The following is a 15,611-nucleotide window of genomic DNA, read 5'->3' as shown; positions in this document are numbered from 1 at the left end:
GCCGCCCCGACAGCGCGTCTCGCTCGCGCCCGTGGGGCGCTCGCGAAGGCGCGAGCGAGACGCGCAGACGAGTCTGTCGGTCGTGGTCGTCGGAAAACCGCGATGCTTGGGACATCGCGGTAGCGGGCGCGTGAGCGCCTTCAGTGGTACTTGGTGATACCAATGAACAGTAGAACTCGATTCAGTAATGAAGTTTCGGTCGAAACGCATCTTGAATACGACACCGACGACGAAGCGGTGGTCGACGAACAACCGGAGCTGCGGCGGTCGGTCGACCAGGAGATCCAAGGGAAGGTCGATACGAACCACCCCGAGGCCCGACCAGAAGGCATGACCCTCGAAGGCGAGGAGCGCTTTCAGGCTCGGGAAGCCGAGATTCGACGCACCCGGCAGCGGTGGGACCGGCGACAGTCCTCGGACCGTGAACAGCGGACGCGTGACGTGGTGACTGCGCAGACGCGATACGCCCAGGGAGAACCCCCCGAAGACCCGCGGGCGAAGTTGAGTCAGGAGCAACTCGCTGAAGTGAATAATCGCGCGGCGCAGATAGCTGAAGACCTAGACGGACGCTCCAGGGCGGGGGCGGCGTATCGGCTCGCCAAGAAGGTCGCTGAAGGCGTGGACATGCTGAACGCGGCGTTGCTGGTCAAAGAGGAGTTGCACGCCTCGCCGGGTGTCCCGGTTCCCATCGACATCCTCGAAGACGTGCCACGCTCGACGGTGACCATCGAGGGGACAGTGACCCAACTGTGGGATGCTGCGAGCCCGGCCGTGTGTCAGGTCGGTCTCATCGAGGACGACTCCGGACGAACGAAGTTCACCAGCTGGGTGCGGTCAGACCCGAAGATTGTCCAGGAAGGCGATCACGTCCAGTTGCACCAGGTCGAGAAGAACTGGTACGAAGGACGCGTCTCGGTGGCTGTGACAGGCTGGTCTCGCATCGAGTTCCCGGATCGCGGCCGGTGGTGGACCGAATAGCGGGCTGACGCTCCCTCTTTTTCTTCTGGGCCGGACCAGCCCGGCCCCGCCTCCCCACCCACCGCTCCGTGCTCGCTACGCTGCGCGCGCAGCCACGACCTCATCTGATACGTTCCGCTCTCTCTGCGGAACCGATGAGATCGATTTGCGACGCGTGTGCGTTTATTGCGCCCACGAGGGGTGCGGGCGCGAGCGCCCGAGATGACTGCATGAAAGCAAATCGAGAGTCACTTTCCGTTCTCCGGGTGGGACGGTCACCAACCGGGGATTCCGACTAGGTGAGCCAGGAGCACCTTCGGTCACCTGCAGGTCCATTCGCAGTTACAACACCGAACACCATGATCGTAAACTCAAATCCAGAAACCTATTTATACGAATCGGGATTAAGATATACACAGATGCTCACCAAGGCCGGCCTCGCTGTCATCGATGTCCTGAGTACCGGTCGAGAAGCGACGGCGGCCGAGCTCGCGACAGACACGGACTACTCACAGACACACCTCTACGACGTACTCGATGGACTGCTCGAAGCGGGGTTGCTCACCGAACGCCGTGGACCGAACAACCAGCGCCGAGTCCGTCTCGCTGACCATCCGGTGGTCGAGACGTACCGAACCCTGCACTCGGAACTCGACCACGTCGAGTGGGTTAACCTCCTCTCGCCGGCCACACTTCAGGTCTGCTGGTATCTCGACGAGCCCCGTCGAGTGTCTACGATCGCAGACCGGCTCGACATCACTCGACAGGGTGTCCACAACGCGCTGGCACCGCTCAAGCATCGAGCGATGCTGGCCCCGTCCGGCCCGGAGTACGCGTTGCACGAAGATCTCGCTCCACTGCTGGCGTTCGCGCGCGCTGTCGTGCGCCACGAGCATCGGTCGCGAGTTCGCGCGCTCGCCCCGAGTGCGACTGTCGACTGGTGTGACCCGAAGCGGGCGCTCGTCCGCGTGCAGACAGCCGAGGATACGGACGCACTAGTGGATGATCCCGACTGGCAACTGACCGGCCTCGCGCGGTTCGAGGAGTACGGCCTGCAGTTCTTCCTCGGGGGCGAACCCGCATTCTGGTACGCACCCGACGACGAGCTTCCACCTGCCGACGTGGTGTGCCACACGCTCGTCCGCGATAGCGGGTCTCGCCGCGTCAGCTACGCAATGTTGCTGATCGAGAAGCTGGATATCGACCAGGAGACGCTGACGGAGACTGCGCAGTGGTACGGGGTCGCACCCGAAGTGACCGCGATGTCTCGTTGGCTTCACGGAGAATACGAGACTTTGGACGCCAGCCCAGTGGTCCTCCCGAGTGACGCAGAATTCACGACACTCAAAGAACAGTACGGGGTCGCATGACTGTCTTTTCCGGACGTGAAGCAGTTGCGGAATTCCTCGCAGCGTTCGACGGGTGGCTGTCCGAGTCGGTGACAGTGTCACTGCTCGGTGGGTCGGCGATGACGGTCCAGGGGCTGAAAGACCAGACTGAAGACATTGACTTGGCGCTGCATGTCGCGTCTGAGTTCGAACACGTGTATCGCGTCCTCCGGTCACAGGGGTTCTTGGTCGTCGACGAACCGACGGCGTCGTTTGAGGATGTCGGCACAACAGTCGAACTCCAGCACGACGAGCGTGGCATCCAGATCGATCTCTTCGAACGGCAAGTCGTCGGGAAGGTCTGGATCACCGACCGGATGTACGACCGGGCGACGGAGTTCTGGACCGGAGATCACACGACAGCAGTCGTTCCCGCCGACGAGGATATGTTCTTGCTCAAGGCGGTCTCTGGCGGTGACCTCGCGAGTGGCCGTCGACGCGATATCGACGACATGCGGACCTATGCACAGCGTGGCTTAGACTACGAGGCGATTCTGACCGAGATCGACGAACAGCGCCCGTTCAACACCGGTCCGACTGAAGCACGACAGATCCGTGATCGGTCGCATCCACTATTCGCCATCGAAATGGCCGTGAGTTCACTGTCTGGGCTTCCAGACGCGTTCACGTCCCGCATCGCGGACTTCGCGACGGAGTTCGAGATCGAGTACACCGTTCTGGGTGCTGTCGACGAGGGAATCACCGACGTCGAACTGATCCGTGAGCGCGTCCGCTCGACTGTACGAGCACTTTCGGATGCCCAGAACGACGCTGTCGACGACGCGATCGACCGTCTGGTCGCAAAGCAGATTCTCGACCGTGACGGTGAGATGGTCACACGTCAGTGAGCGGGGACGGTGCAGGTTTCCGTGACCGACACAGAGCGAGGTCCACGTTTCGGGGGCCGTTACTGGCTGTTCCCAGGTCGAATTCCCGGATCACGGTCGGTGGTGGGACGAGTAGCGGGCTAATTCTCTCTTTTTTCTTCGGTGCCGGACCAGCCCGACCCCACCTCCCCGCCCACCGCTCCGTGCTCGTTCCTGCGCGCGCAGCCACGACCGTTTTCGGCTGGTTCCCTGTCACAGAGGATGTCATAGAAGTATTCGTAAGGGATTGTTTTCATCGTAGAACCATCTGAATGCGCTGATAAGTAGACTTGTGAACTGACCGTTGGTATGTTTATCACTCACTGCAGGTGCCTTGGCTGAACCGTGTCGAACGTTCCGTGTATTTCCCAACGCACAACGCCGGAGATGAGGCGGCCGGGTAGCAGTTACGACAATTAGCGCGAAGCCGGTGAGCGCCTGCTTTCCAGGCAGTTTTCGGGGTGACCGATCAGAGTAGTTGGATACCGAGCAGAGCCAAGATACCCGTTAGGACGACGTACACGACATAGACTCCGAGTATGGCAAGAAGTACAAGGAGAATCCACTGCAGAATTGAAAAGCTGGAGTCTGTGGAATCCTCTCCCTCACCGCCAATCTTTGTTTCGTCGTCGATATATCCCATCGACTGAAGCGTCCCGCTTGCAGAATCGTCATCCGAACTCTCCATTCCGATCCCGAACCGGCCAGTTGTCCCTCCGCTTCCATCACCGGTCATACCCCCCATTTCGCTCCCATCCGCATCTCCACCTCCGTCCATGTGCTGTCTGTTTTCTCGACTGTCATAAGCCTTCTCTGGGCTCTGGCTTCTCCATCTCGAATTGCCGTTACATACGCTCGAATTCCCGATGCTGTCCCTGGGATCGCTTCTCGATACGTATCGAATGACCCGATGGACTGGTCGATTTATGAGTTACCTCTACTGAGCGTTACGTCAACTCCCTGTATTGACCGATTTAGAGGTGTTGCAATGAGGGAATAGGAACCGTTCTATGACACCTTGTATCACAAGCTACCGGATTCACTACTGGGCTCCTCACACGATGGGTTGTCGCGCCTGAGGGGCATGAGGACCCACGATCCGCCCTCGGGAGTAACTGATCTCCATGAGTTCATACACCGACTCCACCGACGTATCGAGCGACTCGATTCCCATCGATATTGAGGGCACTGACTCGGAGCCAGTCACTGGGGAAATCTAAATGCCATCGACGCACGTACGCACAGCTATGTCCGAGCCGGACGCGTCGACCCCGCTCTCTGGCGATACTGCGCACGCCGATGCTGCCGAGGCATTCGTCGAGCGTGCGCGTTCTCGGTTCGGTGAGCGGATCGAGGAGTTGTATCTGTTCGGCTCGACAGGACGGGGAGACGCTCACGGCCTCGCCAGCGACGTTGATGTGCTGGTTGTCCTCGATGACTCCGATCGGGAATCAACTGCTGACGGACTTCGCGAACTGGCCTACGACGTGATGCTGGAGTACGGCCCTGTCGTCGAACTGCACATCCTCTCGGCGGAGACCTTCGAGCGCTATCAGCGAGAGGGGAATCCATTTATCGAGAACGTTGTCTCCGAGGGGCGCTCGTATGCCTGAGGACGACGGGCCACCGGAATCCAGCCCATCGGTCCAGCGAGAACTGCAGCAGGCGGCCCAGGCACTCACGGACGCAAAGACCGGTCAGGCAGCTGGCCTCTCGGACGCTGCGGTCGTCAACCGCCTTTACTACGCGGCCTTTCACGCTGCCCAGGCAGTTCTCTACGACCGCGGCCACAATCCCACCTCCCACGGTGGAGTCATCTCCCTGTTCGGCTCGGAAATCGTCGTCGATGGGGAGGTCTCCCGTGAGCAGGGTCGATTTCTGAATCGTCTGTCCGAACTTCGAAAGCAGGCCGATTACGGATACGAAGCGATCGCCGAAGACATCGAGGAGCTCCTGGAGCGAACCGAGCAGTTCGTCACGGAGATGGAGACGCTTTGTACCGATCAAGACGAGCCGTGAATTCGTGAGGATCGCGTTATCGAATGGGACACAACGAAACTTGGGTCGCAATATGGTGAGCGAGGTCAGAACACGCCTGGATGGCGTTCCCGAACATCGGCTCAACGGCGCACTACTCGGTAGTGCTCTGGAGGAACTCGTTCACGGCCAACGTCTCCTGTTTTGCATTTAATTCGCCGTGGTACTGCTCGATCTGTTCGAGCGTGACAGCGACGACGCGCTCGTCAGTCACGCAGTCCGTCCTCCACGATCCGATCGATTATGTCGCGCTGCCGTCGACGAAGCGTCCCACGCTCTTCGGCAAACGCCGCTCCGACCTCGGCCTTGAACTGCTCGAACGCGTACTCGTCGCAGACAAACCGCCTGCCTACAGCATCGTTTGCGACGGCGAGCGGTAGCGATTCGATATCGGAGAGGTCGACGAAGGGGTATCTTCCCGCTGGAGATCGCCAATCCTACTTTTTAGATGACGCCGCCAGCGACCAGCAGGCCGATGATGACCAGTACTGTCGCGACCACACTGGCCCCGACCAGCGGCTTGTTCTCCATGGCCTTCTCGTGAAATGGCATCGCCTCGTACTCTTCGCGGAATGCGTCGCGGTTGTCCTCGTCGTAGAAGTACTTCGTTTTCAGTGCGAACCGTTCGGTGACTGCACAGCCCGTACACACGGGTTCACCCTCTAGCCGCTCGGTTTTGATATGGCTGTGGCAGGCGATGGCCCCACAGTTGTGACAGTAGGTGTACGTCTCGTTGCCGCCGTTGGTATTGCAGTGGACGCATCGATGGATCCCGTCCTCGGCGGTCACCCGAGAGGGGCCTGCCGCGTAGTATTCGTAGGGGTAGGTGTACCCCTGTAGATCGATCGTCTGGCGAATCTCGGGGAGATACACGGGCACGATCGACTGCACGGAGATGTCCGAACGGTTCGGTTCGCACGTCTTGTTGTAGGTGACGTTGTTGTCGCCGGTGTAGGTAACCGTCGTCGTGTGGTGGTCCTGCAGGCGGTCGACGGCCCAGTCCTTGTATTCGGTCTGGGTCTGACCAAACCGGCGCTCGTCGACGTCGTCGAAGACCTTCTTGAACCGATCTGCGTCGAGTTCGACCGTCGCATGATGGTTCTCGGTCACCAGTCTCGCGATGTCGCCGTCGGCTGTCCGCGGGCGCCCGCGTTCCGCGTGGATGACGAGCTGATTCTGTTCGTCGACCCGGTGGATGACGCCCACAGAGGTCTCGAAGACCGCATTCGTGTCGGCGGTCACCGTCACTGTCGGGCGAAACGTCACCTGTGCGTGGGGAGTTGGCACGTCGGAAGTCTCGATGTTCTCGACATCGCGAAACGCTTCCCGGACGGGCGTCTCGACGCTCGCTGCTGGATCGTACGGGCGTAGCGTCTCTTCACAGAGGATCTCGATGCGACCGTTGTAGAGGTCGAGGCCGATCTCATCGGCGATCGTCCGGAGATCCGTGCCGTCGATCAGTTCGATGGGATAGGGGTCATCGTTCTGCTGGAGTCGGTCGGCGTATTCCTCCGCAGGATTCGTGAACCGACCAGTCGTGACGACCAGTCCACGCTTGGGACCGTCGAATTCGAACGTCGCGATGGCCGAGTGGAGTTTCTGGACGACTGGTCGTCCGACAGAGGCCGTATGCTTACATTCGACGACGATAGCCCGTCGAGTTCCGTCGACGACTTCTTCCATCAGGATGTCACGCCCTTCGTCACCCGTTTTTTCGGCCTGCCGGACGTTTTCGTACCCGAGATTCCGAAACACGTCTTCCATCAGATCCTCGAATTCGAACCCCGAGAGGTCATCCAGAACAGCCATACAGATGTATCTGGACACTACTGCGCAACACCAAATGCGTTACCTTGCTGCTCGCTATACAGCATTGTCAGTCAAACCGATCGCGGCCTTCGATTTGAACTTTCCTTGGAACGGTCTCGAGTGGATTCACCGGTCGTCTGTTGCTCCATCCCCCAGCGTCGGTCTCCCGATTAGATGGCCACACGGGAGCACACGACACTCGTTCGGGCCGTAGATCTCGGTACCAACCAGCTCACAGCCACAGGTCGGACACTGAGTCGGATACCTGTGGGTCTCCGTCGAACGCTCTACCCCTCGATCGCTGGTCGGTTCGTCTACCATGGAACGTGCCGTCGATGGGCTCCTGTGGCCGGCTGATTGCGGACTCGATCGTTTGCCGTGGACTCTCCAATGGTCGCCTCTCCGACTGGCGAACTACCGGCACCACATGATTTAATGATACGTCAGTATAAGATTTCTCATTAAATCATGTGGGTAATCGCATGAATTTATTATTGGAACTTGATAAGACCCCGCCTGCCGATGTAGTGGCAACGTGGTCGAACGTCGCAATCCGCCGGAGTGGATGCAGTTGCCGATAGACGATCGAATCCTCGAGTGTCTCTCGTCGTCTGGCTTGATTCTCTCTCCCTCGGTCATCGCCATCAACATCGACAAATCTCGGGACGAAGTGAATCGACGACTCTCGATCCTAACTGACGAGGAATATGTAGAACGTGTGAAACGAGGCTACTACCAGATCTCGAACACAGGGGAGCAGTACTTGCAAGGCGAGCGTCACGCCGAGTCCGGATAGTGGTTGGAACCGGTCAAGAGACACCCGGTGTTCGGACCAGTACGTTCGTCACCCGGAGTACGCTGCGAGCGTCGCGTCGGTGGAGTCGGCGAACCACTGACGAATGTCGGTCCGATCCCAGCCCAGCGGCAAGAGCACGCTCTCGACGCACAGATGAGTTGTCTCTCGTAGTAAGACGCGTCGTAGGTGTCGATTGCCCCATTGTGCTGGCATTGATGAGGGTGTCATAGAATCCATCTCATACCGTGATGACGGTGCTTCCCGGATTGTCACCTCGTTCGTAGTTGGTGACGGCGACGACGAGTCGAACGCAGAGCGCAAGGAACACCTGCGCTCGGGCGTGGACGCGGCCTCGGGCGCGTAGCGTCCCGAGGCCGCAGTCCTTGACCGCATCGTTCGTTCGCTCGACCTGACTCCGGCGGTTGTACGTCTCGTCTAGGATCGACTGTTTGAGCTGAATCTCGTCACTGTGTTTCTCGATGCGGTCTTCGACTCTGTACTTGATATTGAGCGGATCGTCGGTGTTTCGCGGGTTGTACGGGGCGATTGGCACGACTCCTGCGGTCAGCAGGAGGTCGTGCCAGTCGAGCGTGTCGTAGGCGCTGTCACCGAGCATCCAGATCGGCTGGGCGACGGCGAGCGCGTCACGGGTGACGCGCATCGCCGTCTCTTCTGCGGCTTGTTTGCTCTCGGTGAACTCGGCTGCAATCGGGATCTTTGCGCCGGTTGAGACGATCGTACAGCCGTAGCCGTAATAGTACTCCTCAGCGGTTGGGTCGTAGTTCTTCGACGCATCTGGGTCGGATGGCATCGCTCGCACGTCCGTCGAATCGATTCGGTAGGTCATGTCGAGCAGGCCGCGGGCGGCGGCCTGCTCGACGAGGTGGTCGAAGACTTCGTCGACGACGTGTTCGAGGTCGGTGAGGAAGCGATCGACCGCGTCTCTTGAGGGCGGTCGATCGAAGCCACAGCTGAGCCAGACGACCGTGTTCTGGAGTTCTCGTGTGACCGGGCGAATGCCGTAGATGTCCTTGTAGTAGCAGTGGAGGAACGCTCGGAAGAGTTCTGGTGGGTGGTGGTCTCGTGTTCGCCCCCGGCGAGCGGGGGCGAACACGTCGAACTCGCTGAAAAAGTCGAACTCAAGATGCTCGAACAACGCGAGCGTCTCGGTAGCCACGACATTGAAGAACTCGTCGATAGAACCCTCTTCTTGCAGGGTGCTGGCGCTCGTAGACACAGTTCCAACACCCTGCGTCCTCGTGTGTGAGGCTTTCTATGACACCCTCATTGATGGCAAACGAGATAGCGTTGATCCAACTTGCCGTGCTCAATACTGGAGGATGTAGAGAGGGTTTGTTTCCTGAGAGTCGGTTTGGGCGCTAGTTGCCGATAGCCATTCCTTTGGTCCTGTTTGGCCACATCACTCTGGTGAGTAACCCTCGGTACAGCGGAAGGTTGACACCGATTGACAACTAGTGTCACACGTGAGCTCCGCAAACCCGCAGGGGATTCAAGCGTTTCCGGACGCGCTCACGGATCCCGACGCGTGGCTCGAACCGTTCGACTGGTATCGAGAGATGCGGACCGACGCCCCCGTTCGATACGATCCCTCGCGCAATGCCTGGGATGTCTTCCGCTATGAGGACGTCAAGCGCGTCATCAGCGACAACGAGACGTTCTCGGTCAATCCGCGCATCGCCGCGGATTTCGAACCGGCCGACGAGGCAGGCCAGGACATGATCCTCGATACGATGCTGTTTCAGGATCCACCGCGTCACGACGAACTCCGCGATGTCGTCGACGAGGCGTTTCGCGCCCGAGCCGTGGCCGAGCGTGAACCGCGCCTTCGCGAACTTGTGGACACACTTCTGGACGAGGCTATCGCGGCGAACGACGGTGAGTTTGACCTGGTCGACGAACTCGCGTACCCGTTCCCGGTGATCGTCATCGCTGACATCCTCGGTGTGCCAGCGGACGACCGCGCACAGTTTAGAGAGTGGTCGGACTCGCTCGTCGCGGCGACGAGTGGCGAGTCGGGCGATGCGATCGCCGAGCAACAGCAGGAGAGCCTGCAGGAGATGGGGATGTACTTCCTCTCGCTCATTCAGGACCGCCGGGAAGACCCGCAGGACGACCTCATCTCGCGGATCGCCACGGCGGAACTTTCGGACGGGACTCCCCTCCCGCAACAGGAGGCGCTGGGGATGTGTATGCTCTTGCTGATCGCCGGCAACATCACGACGACGAACCTCATCACGAACGCCGTCCGCTGTTTCGAAAACAACGATCTGTTCGACGAGCTCGCGGGCGACGAGGACGCCATCGGGACGGCGATTGAGGAAGTCCTGCGATACCGCGCGCCCGTGCAAGCGATGACGCGCATCGCACGAACGGATGTCACCCTTGGAGAGGAGAGTATCGATGAGGGTGACCGCCTCGTGGCGTGGCTCGGCTCTGCCAACCGGGACGAACAGAAGTTCGACGAATCTGACCAGTTCATCGTTGATCGCGAACCGACCGAACACCTCGGATTCGGTCACGGGACGCACTACTGTCTCGGTGCGCCGCTGGCTCGCCTCGAAGCGCGCGTCGCGCTGTCGGCGCTACTCTCGCGGTTCGACGGGCTGGCCGTCGCGGAGACGGACCTCTCGCCGACGCGGAGTTCGTTCGTCTACGGTGTAGAGTCGCTACCGCTCCAGTACTCTGGGACGAACGATTTGACGTGACGGCCAGGCCTACTGCTAAGTCCACTGCGCTGGGGTAAACGCTCACGCGGCGTTTTTTCTGCGCCCGAGGGGTGGGGCGCGTCCTGCCGGAGGCGCTCCGACGAACGGAGTCGCTACACATGGAGTCGACTGACTCGTCGGTCTCGTTCGACGAGGCCGACACACGGGACGCCGAGATGCACAGTGCCATCGACGAGTGGATCGACGACCTGGTCGCGGCCGTCGACGAGGTACGGGCCAGCAAGGAGTTCCAGGAGTGGCTCGATGTCCAGAGCCGATTCCACGACTACTCGTATCGGAATACGCTACTCATCAAACAGCAGTGTCCCGAGGCGACGAAGGTCGCGGGGTATCGGACGTGGCAGGAAGAGTTCGATCGGTACGTGAAGGAGGGTGAGTCGGCTATCTGGATTTGGGCGCCGATCATTACGACGCGCTGCCCCGAGTGTGAGAATTCGCCAAGCTACCACGAGCAGACTGGCTGTGACTACGACGAGACGCCACCAGAGGAGTGGGCAGAGGGGGTAGTCGGGTTCAAGCCCGCGCCAGTATTCGACATCTCTCAGACCGAGGGTGAGCCGCTCCCAGAGCTGGAGACCGACGCGGCCGGGGACGCCGGTGACCTCGTCGGCCGGTTGTTCGACATCACCGACGAAGTTGGGGTATCCGTACGTGTCGTGCCCGACGACGTGTGGCCACACGGGAACGCAGACGGCATCTGTCGGTGGCCCGAGGGACAGGACGAGCAGCCGGTCGTCGAGGTACGGGACCGACCGGACCGAGCCGCAGTCGCCGGGACGCTCGTCCACGAGTACGCCCACGCGCTATTGCATTCAGGGGAGCTCGACGCGTCCGAGCGAGCGAAACGCGAGATCGAAGCGGAGGCCGTCGCCTATATCGTCGGTCGACACTGTGGCCTTGATATGAGCGGGTCCACGTTTTACCTCGCCGCGTGGGATGCGGAGTCAGCGGACGCGATCCGGAACCGGCTCCAACGGATCAGCCAGACGGCAGCCGACTTGATCGGGTTTCTCGAGGATTGAAGTCGAACTTGTTGGCCTTAGCTCTCGGACCTCGTTCGGGTTCCTCTATTTGAAAATGGCGAACTACCTGTTTGGGTAGCGCCGGTTGAGCCACTTCCTGGTTTCGTGTTTCAATTCGACGGCAAACTCGTGCGCCGAAATCTCACGGATCGTTTCCAGGTTTCATCGCTGGAGTTGCCCTGGTATCTGTCTCGACGAGCGTATTTTCGTCGTCTGCCAACCCGATCAGCGGTACCGTGTGGTCAAACGACGGGACTACCTACTAACTGGGCACTCTGCTATGCCTGTCGTTCACTGATTTCGCCAGCGATGCGGTCCCCGGGTTCACGGAGTTCGCCGGATTCGACCTCGTAGACGTAACCCGAAACTGTAATGTCGTCCGGAATGAGGTCTGATTGTCGCAGATACTCGACCTGTGCCGCACAAGCTTCGTCGATATCGTCGGTCATCTTGACCCAGTCGATGACGTCGGCATCGCCGATGTTGAGTTCGGGAAGCGACGGGTCAAGGGCAACATCCGATAGGTCGCCGGCCTGTGCTCCGAGTCCCTCACGGACGGCTTCGTCCGGGGCACTCATCATCCCACAGTCGGTGTGGTTGATGACGATGATTTCGTCCGTATCGAAGAAGTTCGTCGTCAGTGCGGCCGAGCGGATGACGTCGTCGGTGACCTTCCCACCAGCGTTCCGGAAGATCTGGGCATCCCCGAGTTCAAGTCCGAGTACGTCTTCCACTGGGATCCGTTCGTCCATACAAGCGATGACGAGGAGATTCTTGTTCGTCGGGATGCCCTCGCGACGGCGGCGGGCCCAGTTGGAGCGCTCCGAGACTGTCTCGTCGACGTGTTCGTGGTGTTTGTGATCATCTACTATGATTGGGTGGAAGGGTTGAGTCCGTAGGAGTGTTTGGGTATGACATGGCTTTGCCGCCGACTGTCATTCACTCAGTCACCCCCATCGCTCCGTTCGGAACGGTCAACTCGGACACTGTATTGACCGGTCCCAATCCCCACTCAGCTAGTACGGTTTTCACTATCCCATCGCCCCTCACAGCTGGCGAGTTCGTCGACTACGCCGCAAAATCCCGCAAGCCTGTAGACTGCAGATATCCGCTACAACTGGTCAGTCTGCTTGATCGCGAGCGATGGCTGTGCTCAGAAAGTACAGTCCACGAGTATCACGTTGTCCTGCATAGACTAAGTGAACGACAATTTTAGCAAAGCACGCCGATCGGAACGAATGACTCTCTATTACTGACCGACGACGTCCGGTTCGAGTGCGCCGACTTCATCGAGAATCGCATCTACATCGTCCTCAGCAACTCCGTTTTCTCTGAGCGCCTCTGCCAGATATGTTGCAACACGATCGAAGGCTTCATCGGTGATTCCCATCCCTTCGTGGGCTTGCTGCATGTCGGCCCCATCATACGAAACTGGGCCTCCTGCGACAGCGCTTAGGAACTGGACCTGGTGGGCAAACAGTGCCTCCTGATCGACATCCTCGAAATATGGTTCGAGAACCCTGTCGGAGAAGACACGCTCGTAAAAATCAGCCACAACAGATTCAACTGCTTCACGACCCCCAATCCTGGCATAAATCGACTGGGTCTCTGTCACTATTCTGCGTGAGTGTCGCCCTCGTCATGATTGCTTTGAAAGAACATGTTCGAGAATATCTTACTCAACCACATGATCATCGCGTTCGTAGCAGAATTCTTTCGCTGAACCGGAGACAGGGGTTCTCGTGGCGCTCGGCGTACTGAAATGGCGTTCGCCGCGGACCGGGTTGAAGCCACCTGTTCATCAGGCTCGGAGACCGCCTTGGAGTGGTAAATCGAGCTGTCTGTCTCATTTCTCGTCGAAGCCGTGCAAGCGACGGTGCTTCTGCAGGAATTCGACTGCTGGATGATGGGATTCATCGTCGGGGAGGTGAATCTCGGTTCCGGCCAGTTCACTGAACTCCGCGTAGCCGGGTTGGTCTGGCGCTTCTGTGACGAGCACATCGTAGTCATCGGACACTGAGAGCCATCCCGAGTCGAACGCCCAGTGGTGGAGTTTGCACAGGGCTAGCCCATTGGGAACGACGTCTCGGCCGCCAGCGCCCTTTGGATAGATGTGGGCCGCTTCGACTTCCGGCGTGCCATCAGGAGTGGTTCGATGGCGTCCACAGACCGCACAGCGGTTTCCATAGGCTGCACGGACGTCCCGCCTGAAGGCTGTATCACGTACCCGGCGACGCTGCTCGATGAATTGCTGGTTCTCGTCGGTTAATTTGGGCGCATCTGCGTCGATGGCTTCAGGTGTGGGTGGTTCATCCCCACCCAACGGTCGCTGTGTGGGCTCACGACCGAGGAGGACAGTCGACAGGGGGCCTTGTTCCTCGCGAAGCGTCCGTACTCGCTCAGCAGCGACACGGGTGAATCCCTGCACGACTGGACGGCCATCGTATCCGAGCCACTCCCAGACCTGCTCGACGGTGGGGACTGCCGTCGTGTATGCTTCGATCGTGTAGCAGTGGCGACTCCGGGGTTCGTCCCAGAGAAGTGAGCCAGCTTGGGTGCTCTCGAATGCTCGTTCGATGCGTCCGCCAGCGATGAAGTCGCCATCGTGGTAGAAGAGGAGGTAATCGCCAGCGGCGAGCTGGTCGATCGCAGCCTGTTTCTTCGTGGCGTCAGTTTCGGTCGTTCCCCAGATCCGCACTTGCTCGTAGCCGGCCAGTTCCGGTGGGAGCGTCTCGTATTGGGAGAGATCGTGTGGGTGTACGACTGATTGGCGAAAGCGAGTCAGCCAGTCGTCACTGACCGGGACGAGATAGAGGCCTGCGGGGGGCGTTGGCTCGGTCTCGACGATATCCAGGCTAGATTGGAGCCGCGCCAGTGCACGGCGCCCGCGACTGGTGAGTTCGTATGCGCCGTCGTGTTTCTCGATGTATCCAATCGCCAGCAACCAGGTGTAGTGTTTGATCGGGACGTGGTCGGCGGGCTGGTAGTCGGTATATGCCTCGGCAAGGATCGTATCACGCTGGTTGAGTGGAATCGGTCCTGCTTCTAATCGGGCGAGGAGATAGTCGAAGCCAGTGACTGTCCTCCGGAGTGCATCGAAGAGGATGTCGTATTCACGATCGCCCGGCTCATCGAGTGCAGTGAGGAACCGGTCACCGGTTTCAGTGAGAGAGATAGTGCCCATAGATTCCGGGTGTGAGATGAGCCCCAGATCTTCGATAAAGGGGACTTGCTTGTCGAAGGTGGATTCGCGGGCACCGAGTTCTGTCGCAAACCAGGCCCGGAGAGCGGTTTCCGTTGGTGTCTCGGTCACGATGTACTGGCACATCGCGACGAGATTCGCGAAGCGATCGCTGGCGCCCCCGATAAAGCGGACTGCTGTCGGGTATCGGTCGTCATCGTCGACAGCGACTGGATAGACACTGAGAATTGGATCCGAAGGAGGATCACGGGTTCGGGAGTTCTCTCCGGCCTCAGGCGGCATGCTCTGTGTATGTGGGGATTGGTGGATGAAGATTGGGGTTGGTGGGTCACGATACCCCGCAGTGGTTGTTGGCCAGGACCGCTCCCTGGCGGTAACTCTGCAATGATAGTCCCATGGTCGAATACTCGAAGGAAGTCGTTTACAGCCCTACAACCGCATCAGTGAACTATGGCAGCCTTCGAGCCGGAGAAACTCGAGGACAAATATGTTCAGTATCCAGATGAGCTCCAGACCGCATACAAGAACGCGTACCAGCACGTCCACGGCCAGTACGACTCGGCACTGCTTCGCTCGATCGGCCGCCAGATACTCGACGAAAGTGAGCCATTCTCCGAGGCGATGGCGAGTTTCGGGTCGAACTCCCCGATAATCCGCGTGAACGGGTCGGACAGATCCCCGTCAGCGACGAGACGTTCGAAACCGTCCTCCAGGCATTCGTCGACCGCATCGAACTGGAGTTGCGGCGTGTCTTTGAGTTCGAAGATGCTTGAGGAACGGTGATGGC

Annotated in this window: 14 protein-coding genes and 1 pseudogene; 9 read left to right on the top strand and 6 right to left on the bottom strand. The window is 59.5% G+C overall.

The features are described 5' to 3' along the window. Nucleotides 1–162 precede the first annotated feature (162 nt). The 3 genes from PSC72_RS01480 to PSC72_RS01470 all read left to right on the top strand — a co-directional run bounded on the left by PSC72_RS01480 (nucleotide 163) and on the right by PSC72_RS01470 (nucleotide 3,193). Nucleotides 163–978, top strand: coding sequence for a DNA-binding protein (locus PSC72_RS01480; RefSeq protein ID WP_382261017.1), 816 nt, complete (start codon nucleotides 163–165; stop codon nucleotides 976–978). A 398-nt stretch (nucleotides 979–1,376) separates the two neighbouring features. Next, on the top strand, nucleotides 1,377–2,327 hold the full coding sequence (locus PSC72_RS01475; RefSeq protein WP_274326232.1) for a helix-turn-helix domain-containing protein: 951 nt from the start codon (nucleotides 1,377–1,379) through the stop codon (nucleotides 2,325–2,327). Beyond that, entirely contained in the window at nucleotides 2,324–3,193 is an 870-nt protein-coding gene (locus PSC72_RS01470; protein WP_274324124.1) for a hypothetical protein, read from the top strand. Before PSC72_RS01475 ends, PSC72_RS01470 begins: the two co-directional genes overlap by 4 nt. 487 nt (nucleotides 3,194–3,680) lie before the next feature. Here PSC72_RS01470 and PSC72_RS01465 read toward each other — a convergent pair whose 3' ends face one another. After that, the gene (locus PSC72_RS01465; protein ID WP_274324123.1) at nucleotides 3,681–3,989 is read right to left on the bottom strand and encodes a hypothetical protein; all 309 of its coding nucleotides are present in this window, start codon (nucleotides 3,987–3,989) and stop codon (nucleotides 3,681–3,683) included. 469 nt (nucleotides 3,990–4,458) lie between these two features. Here PSC72_RS01465 and PSC72_RS01460 point away from each other — a divergent pair, with 469 nt between their 5' ends. Continuing rightward, nucleotides 4,459–4,824 carry a nucleotidyltransferase domain-containing protein gene (locus tag PSC72_RS01460; RefSeq protein ID WP_274324122.1) on the top strand — a complete coding sequence of 122 codons (366 nt, stop codon included), beginning with the start codon at nucleotides 4,459–4,461 and terminating at the stop codon, nucleotides 4,822–4,824. Further along, complete coding sequence (locus PSC72_RS01455) at nucleotides 4,817–5,230, top strand: HEPN domain-containing protein (RefSeq protein ID WP_274324121.1); 414 nt, start codon at nucleotides 4,817–4,819, stop codon at nucleotides 5,228–5,230. Before PSC72_RS01460 ends, PSC72_RS01455 begins: the two co-directional genes overlap by 8 nt. 462 nt (nucleotides 5,231–5,692) lie before the next feature. Here the strand turns inward: PSC72_RS01455 and PSC72_RS01450 are convergent, their stop codons facing one another. Next, nucleotides 5,693–7,057, bottom strand: coding sequence for a restriction endonuclease (locus PSC72_RS01450; protein WP_274324120.1), 1,365 nt, complete (start codon nucleotides 7,055–7,057; stop codon nucleotides 5,693–5,695). A gap of 565 nt (nucleotides 7,058–7,622) precedes the next feature. Between PSC72_RS01450 and PSC72_RS25550 the strand changes: the two genes are divergently transcribed. Next, entirely contained in the window at nucleotides 7,623–7,853 is a 231-nt protein-coding gene (locus PSC72_RS25550; protein WP_382261836.1) for a transcriptional regulator, read from the top strand. A 238-nt stretch (nucleotides 7,854–8,091) separates the two neighbouring features. Here the strand turns inward: PSC72_RS25550 and PSC72_RS01445 are convergent, their stop codons facing one another. Next, nucleotides 8,092–9,090, bottom strand: coding sequence for a transposase (locus PSC72_RS01445; RefSeq protein WP_274321708.1), 999 nt, complete (start codon nucleotides 9,088–9,090; stop codon nucleotides 8,092–8,094). Between the two features lie 247 nt (nucleotides 9,091–9,337). Between PSC72_RS01445 and PSC72_RS01440 the strand changes: the two genes are divergently transcribed. Next, nucleotides 9,338–10,579, top strand: a complete 1,242-nt coding sequence (locus tag PSC72_RS01440) for a cytochrome P450 (protein WP_274324119.1) — start codon at nucleotides 9,338–9,340, stop codon at nucleotides 10,577–10,579. 119 nt (nucleotides 10,580–10,698) lie between these two features. Next, on the top strand, nucleotides 10,699–11,622 hold the full coding sequence (locus tag PSC72_RS01435) for an ImmA/IrrE family metallo-endopeptidase (RefSeq protein WP_274324118.1): 924 nt from the start codon (nucleotides 10,699–10,701) through the stop codon (nucleotides 11,620–11,622). A 278-nt stretch (nucleotides 11,623–11,900) separates the two neighbouring features. On the opposite strand, the gene PSC72_RS01430 is transcribed toward PSC72_RS01435, so the two are convergent. The 3 genes from PSC72_RS01430 to PSC72_RS01420 all read right to left on the bottom strand — a co-directional run bounded on the left by PSC72_RS01430 (nucleotide 11,901) and on the right by PSC72_RS01420 (nucleotide 15,106). Further along, the gene (locus tag PSC72_RS01430; RefSeq protein ID WP_382261835.1) at nucleotides 11,901–12,497 is read right to left on the bottom strand and encodes a beta-class carbonic anhydrase; all 597 of its coding nucleotides are present in this window, start codon (nucleotides 12,495–12,497) and stop codon (nucleotides 11,901–11,903) included. Between the two features lie 374 nt (nucleotides 12,498–12,871). Further along, entirely contained in the window at nucleotides 12,872–13,237 is a 366-nt protein-coding gene (locus PSC72_RS01425; RefSeq protein WP_274324116.1) for a group I truncated hemoglobin, read from the bottom strand. A 231-nt stretch (nucleotides 13,238–13,468) separates the two neighbouring features. Next, a complete protein-coding gene (locus PSC72_RS01420) occupies nucleotides 13,469–15,106 on the bottom strand; it encodes an HNH endonuclease (RefSeq protein ID WP_274324115.1) in 1,638 nt (545 codons plus the stop codon). A 168-nt stretch (nucleotides 15,107–15,274) separates the two neighbouring features. Here PSC72_RS01420 and PSC72_RS01415 point away from each other — a divergent pair. Then, nucleotides 15,275–15,597, top strand: a pseudogene (locus tag PSC72_RS01415) (DUF5783 family protein). Nucleotides 15,598–15,611 lie beyond the last annotated feature (14 nt).

Source organism: Halosimplex aquaticum (assembly GCF_028747785.1).
Lineage (GTDB): Archaea > Halobacteriota > Halobacteria > Halobacteriales > Haloarculaceae > Halosimplex > Halosimplex aquaticum.
Note: the sequence above shows the minus strand (reverse complement) of the source record. Positions and strands in the feature narration are given on the sequence as shown.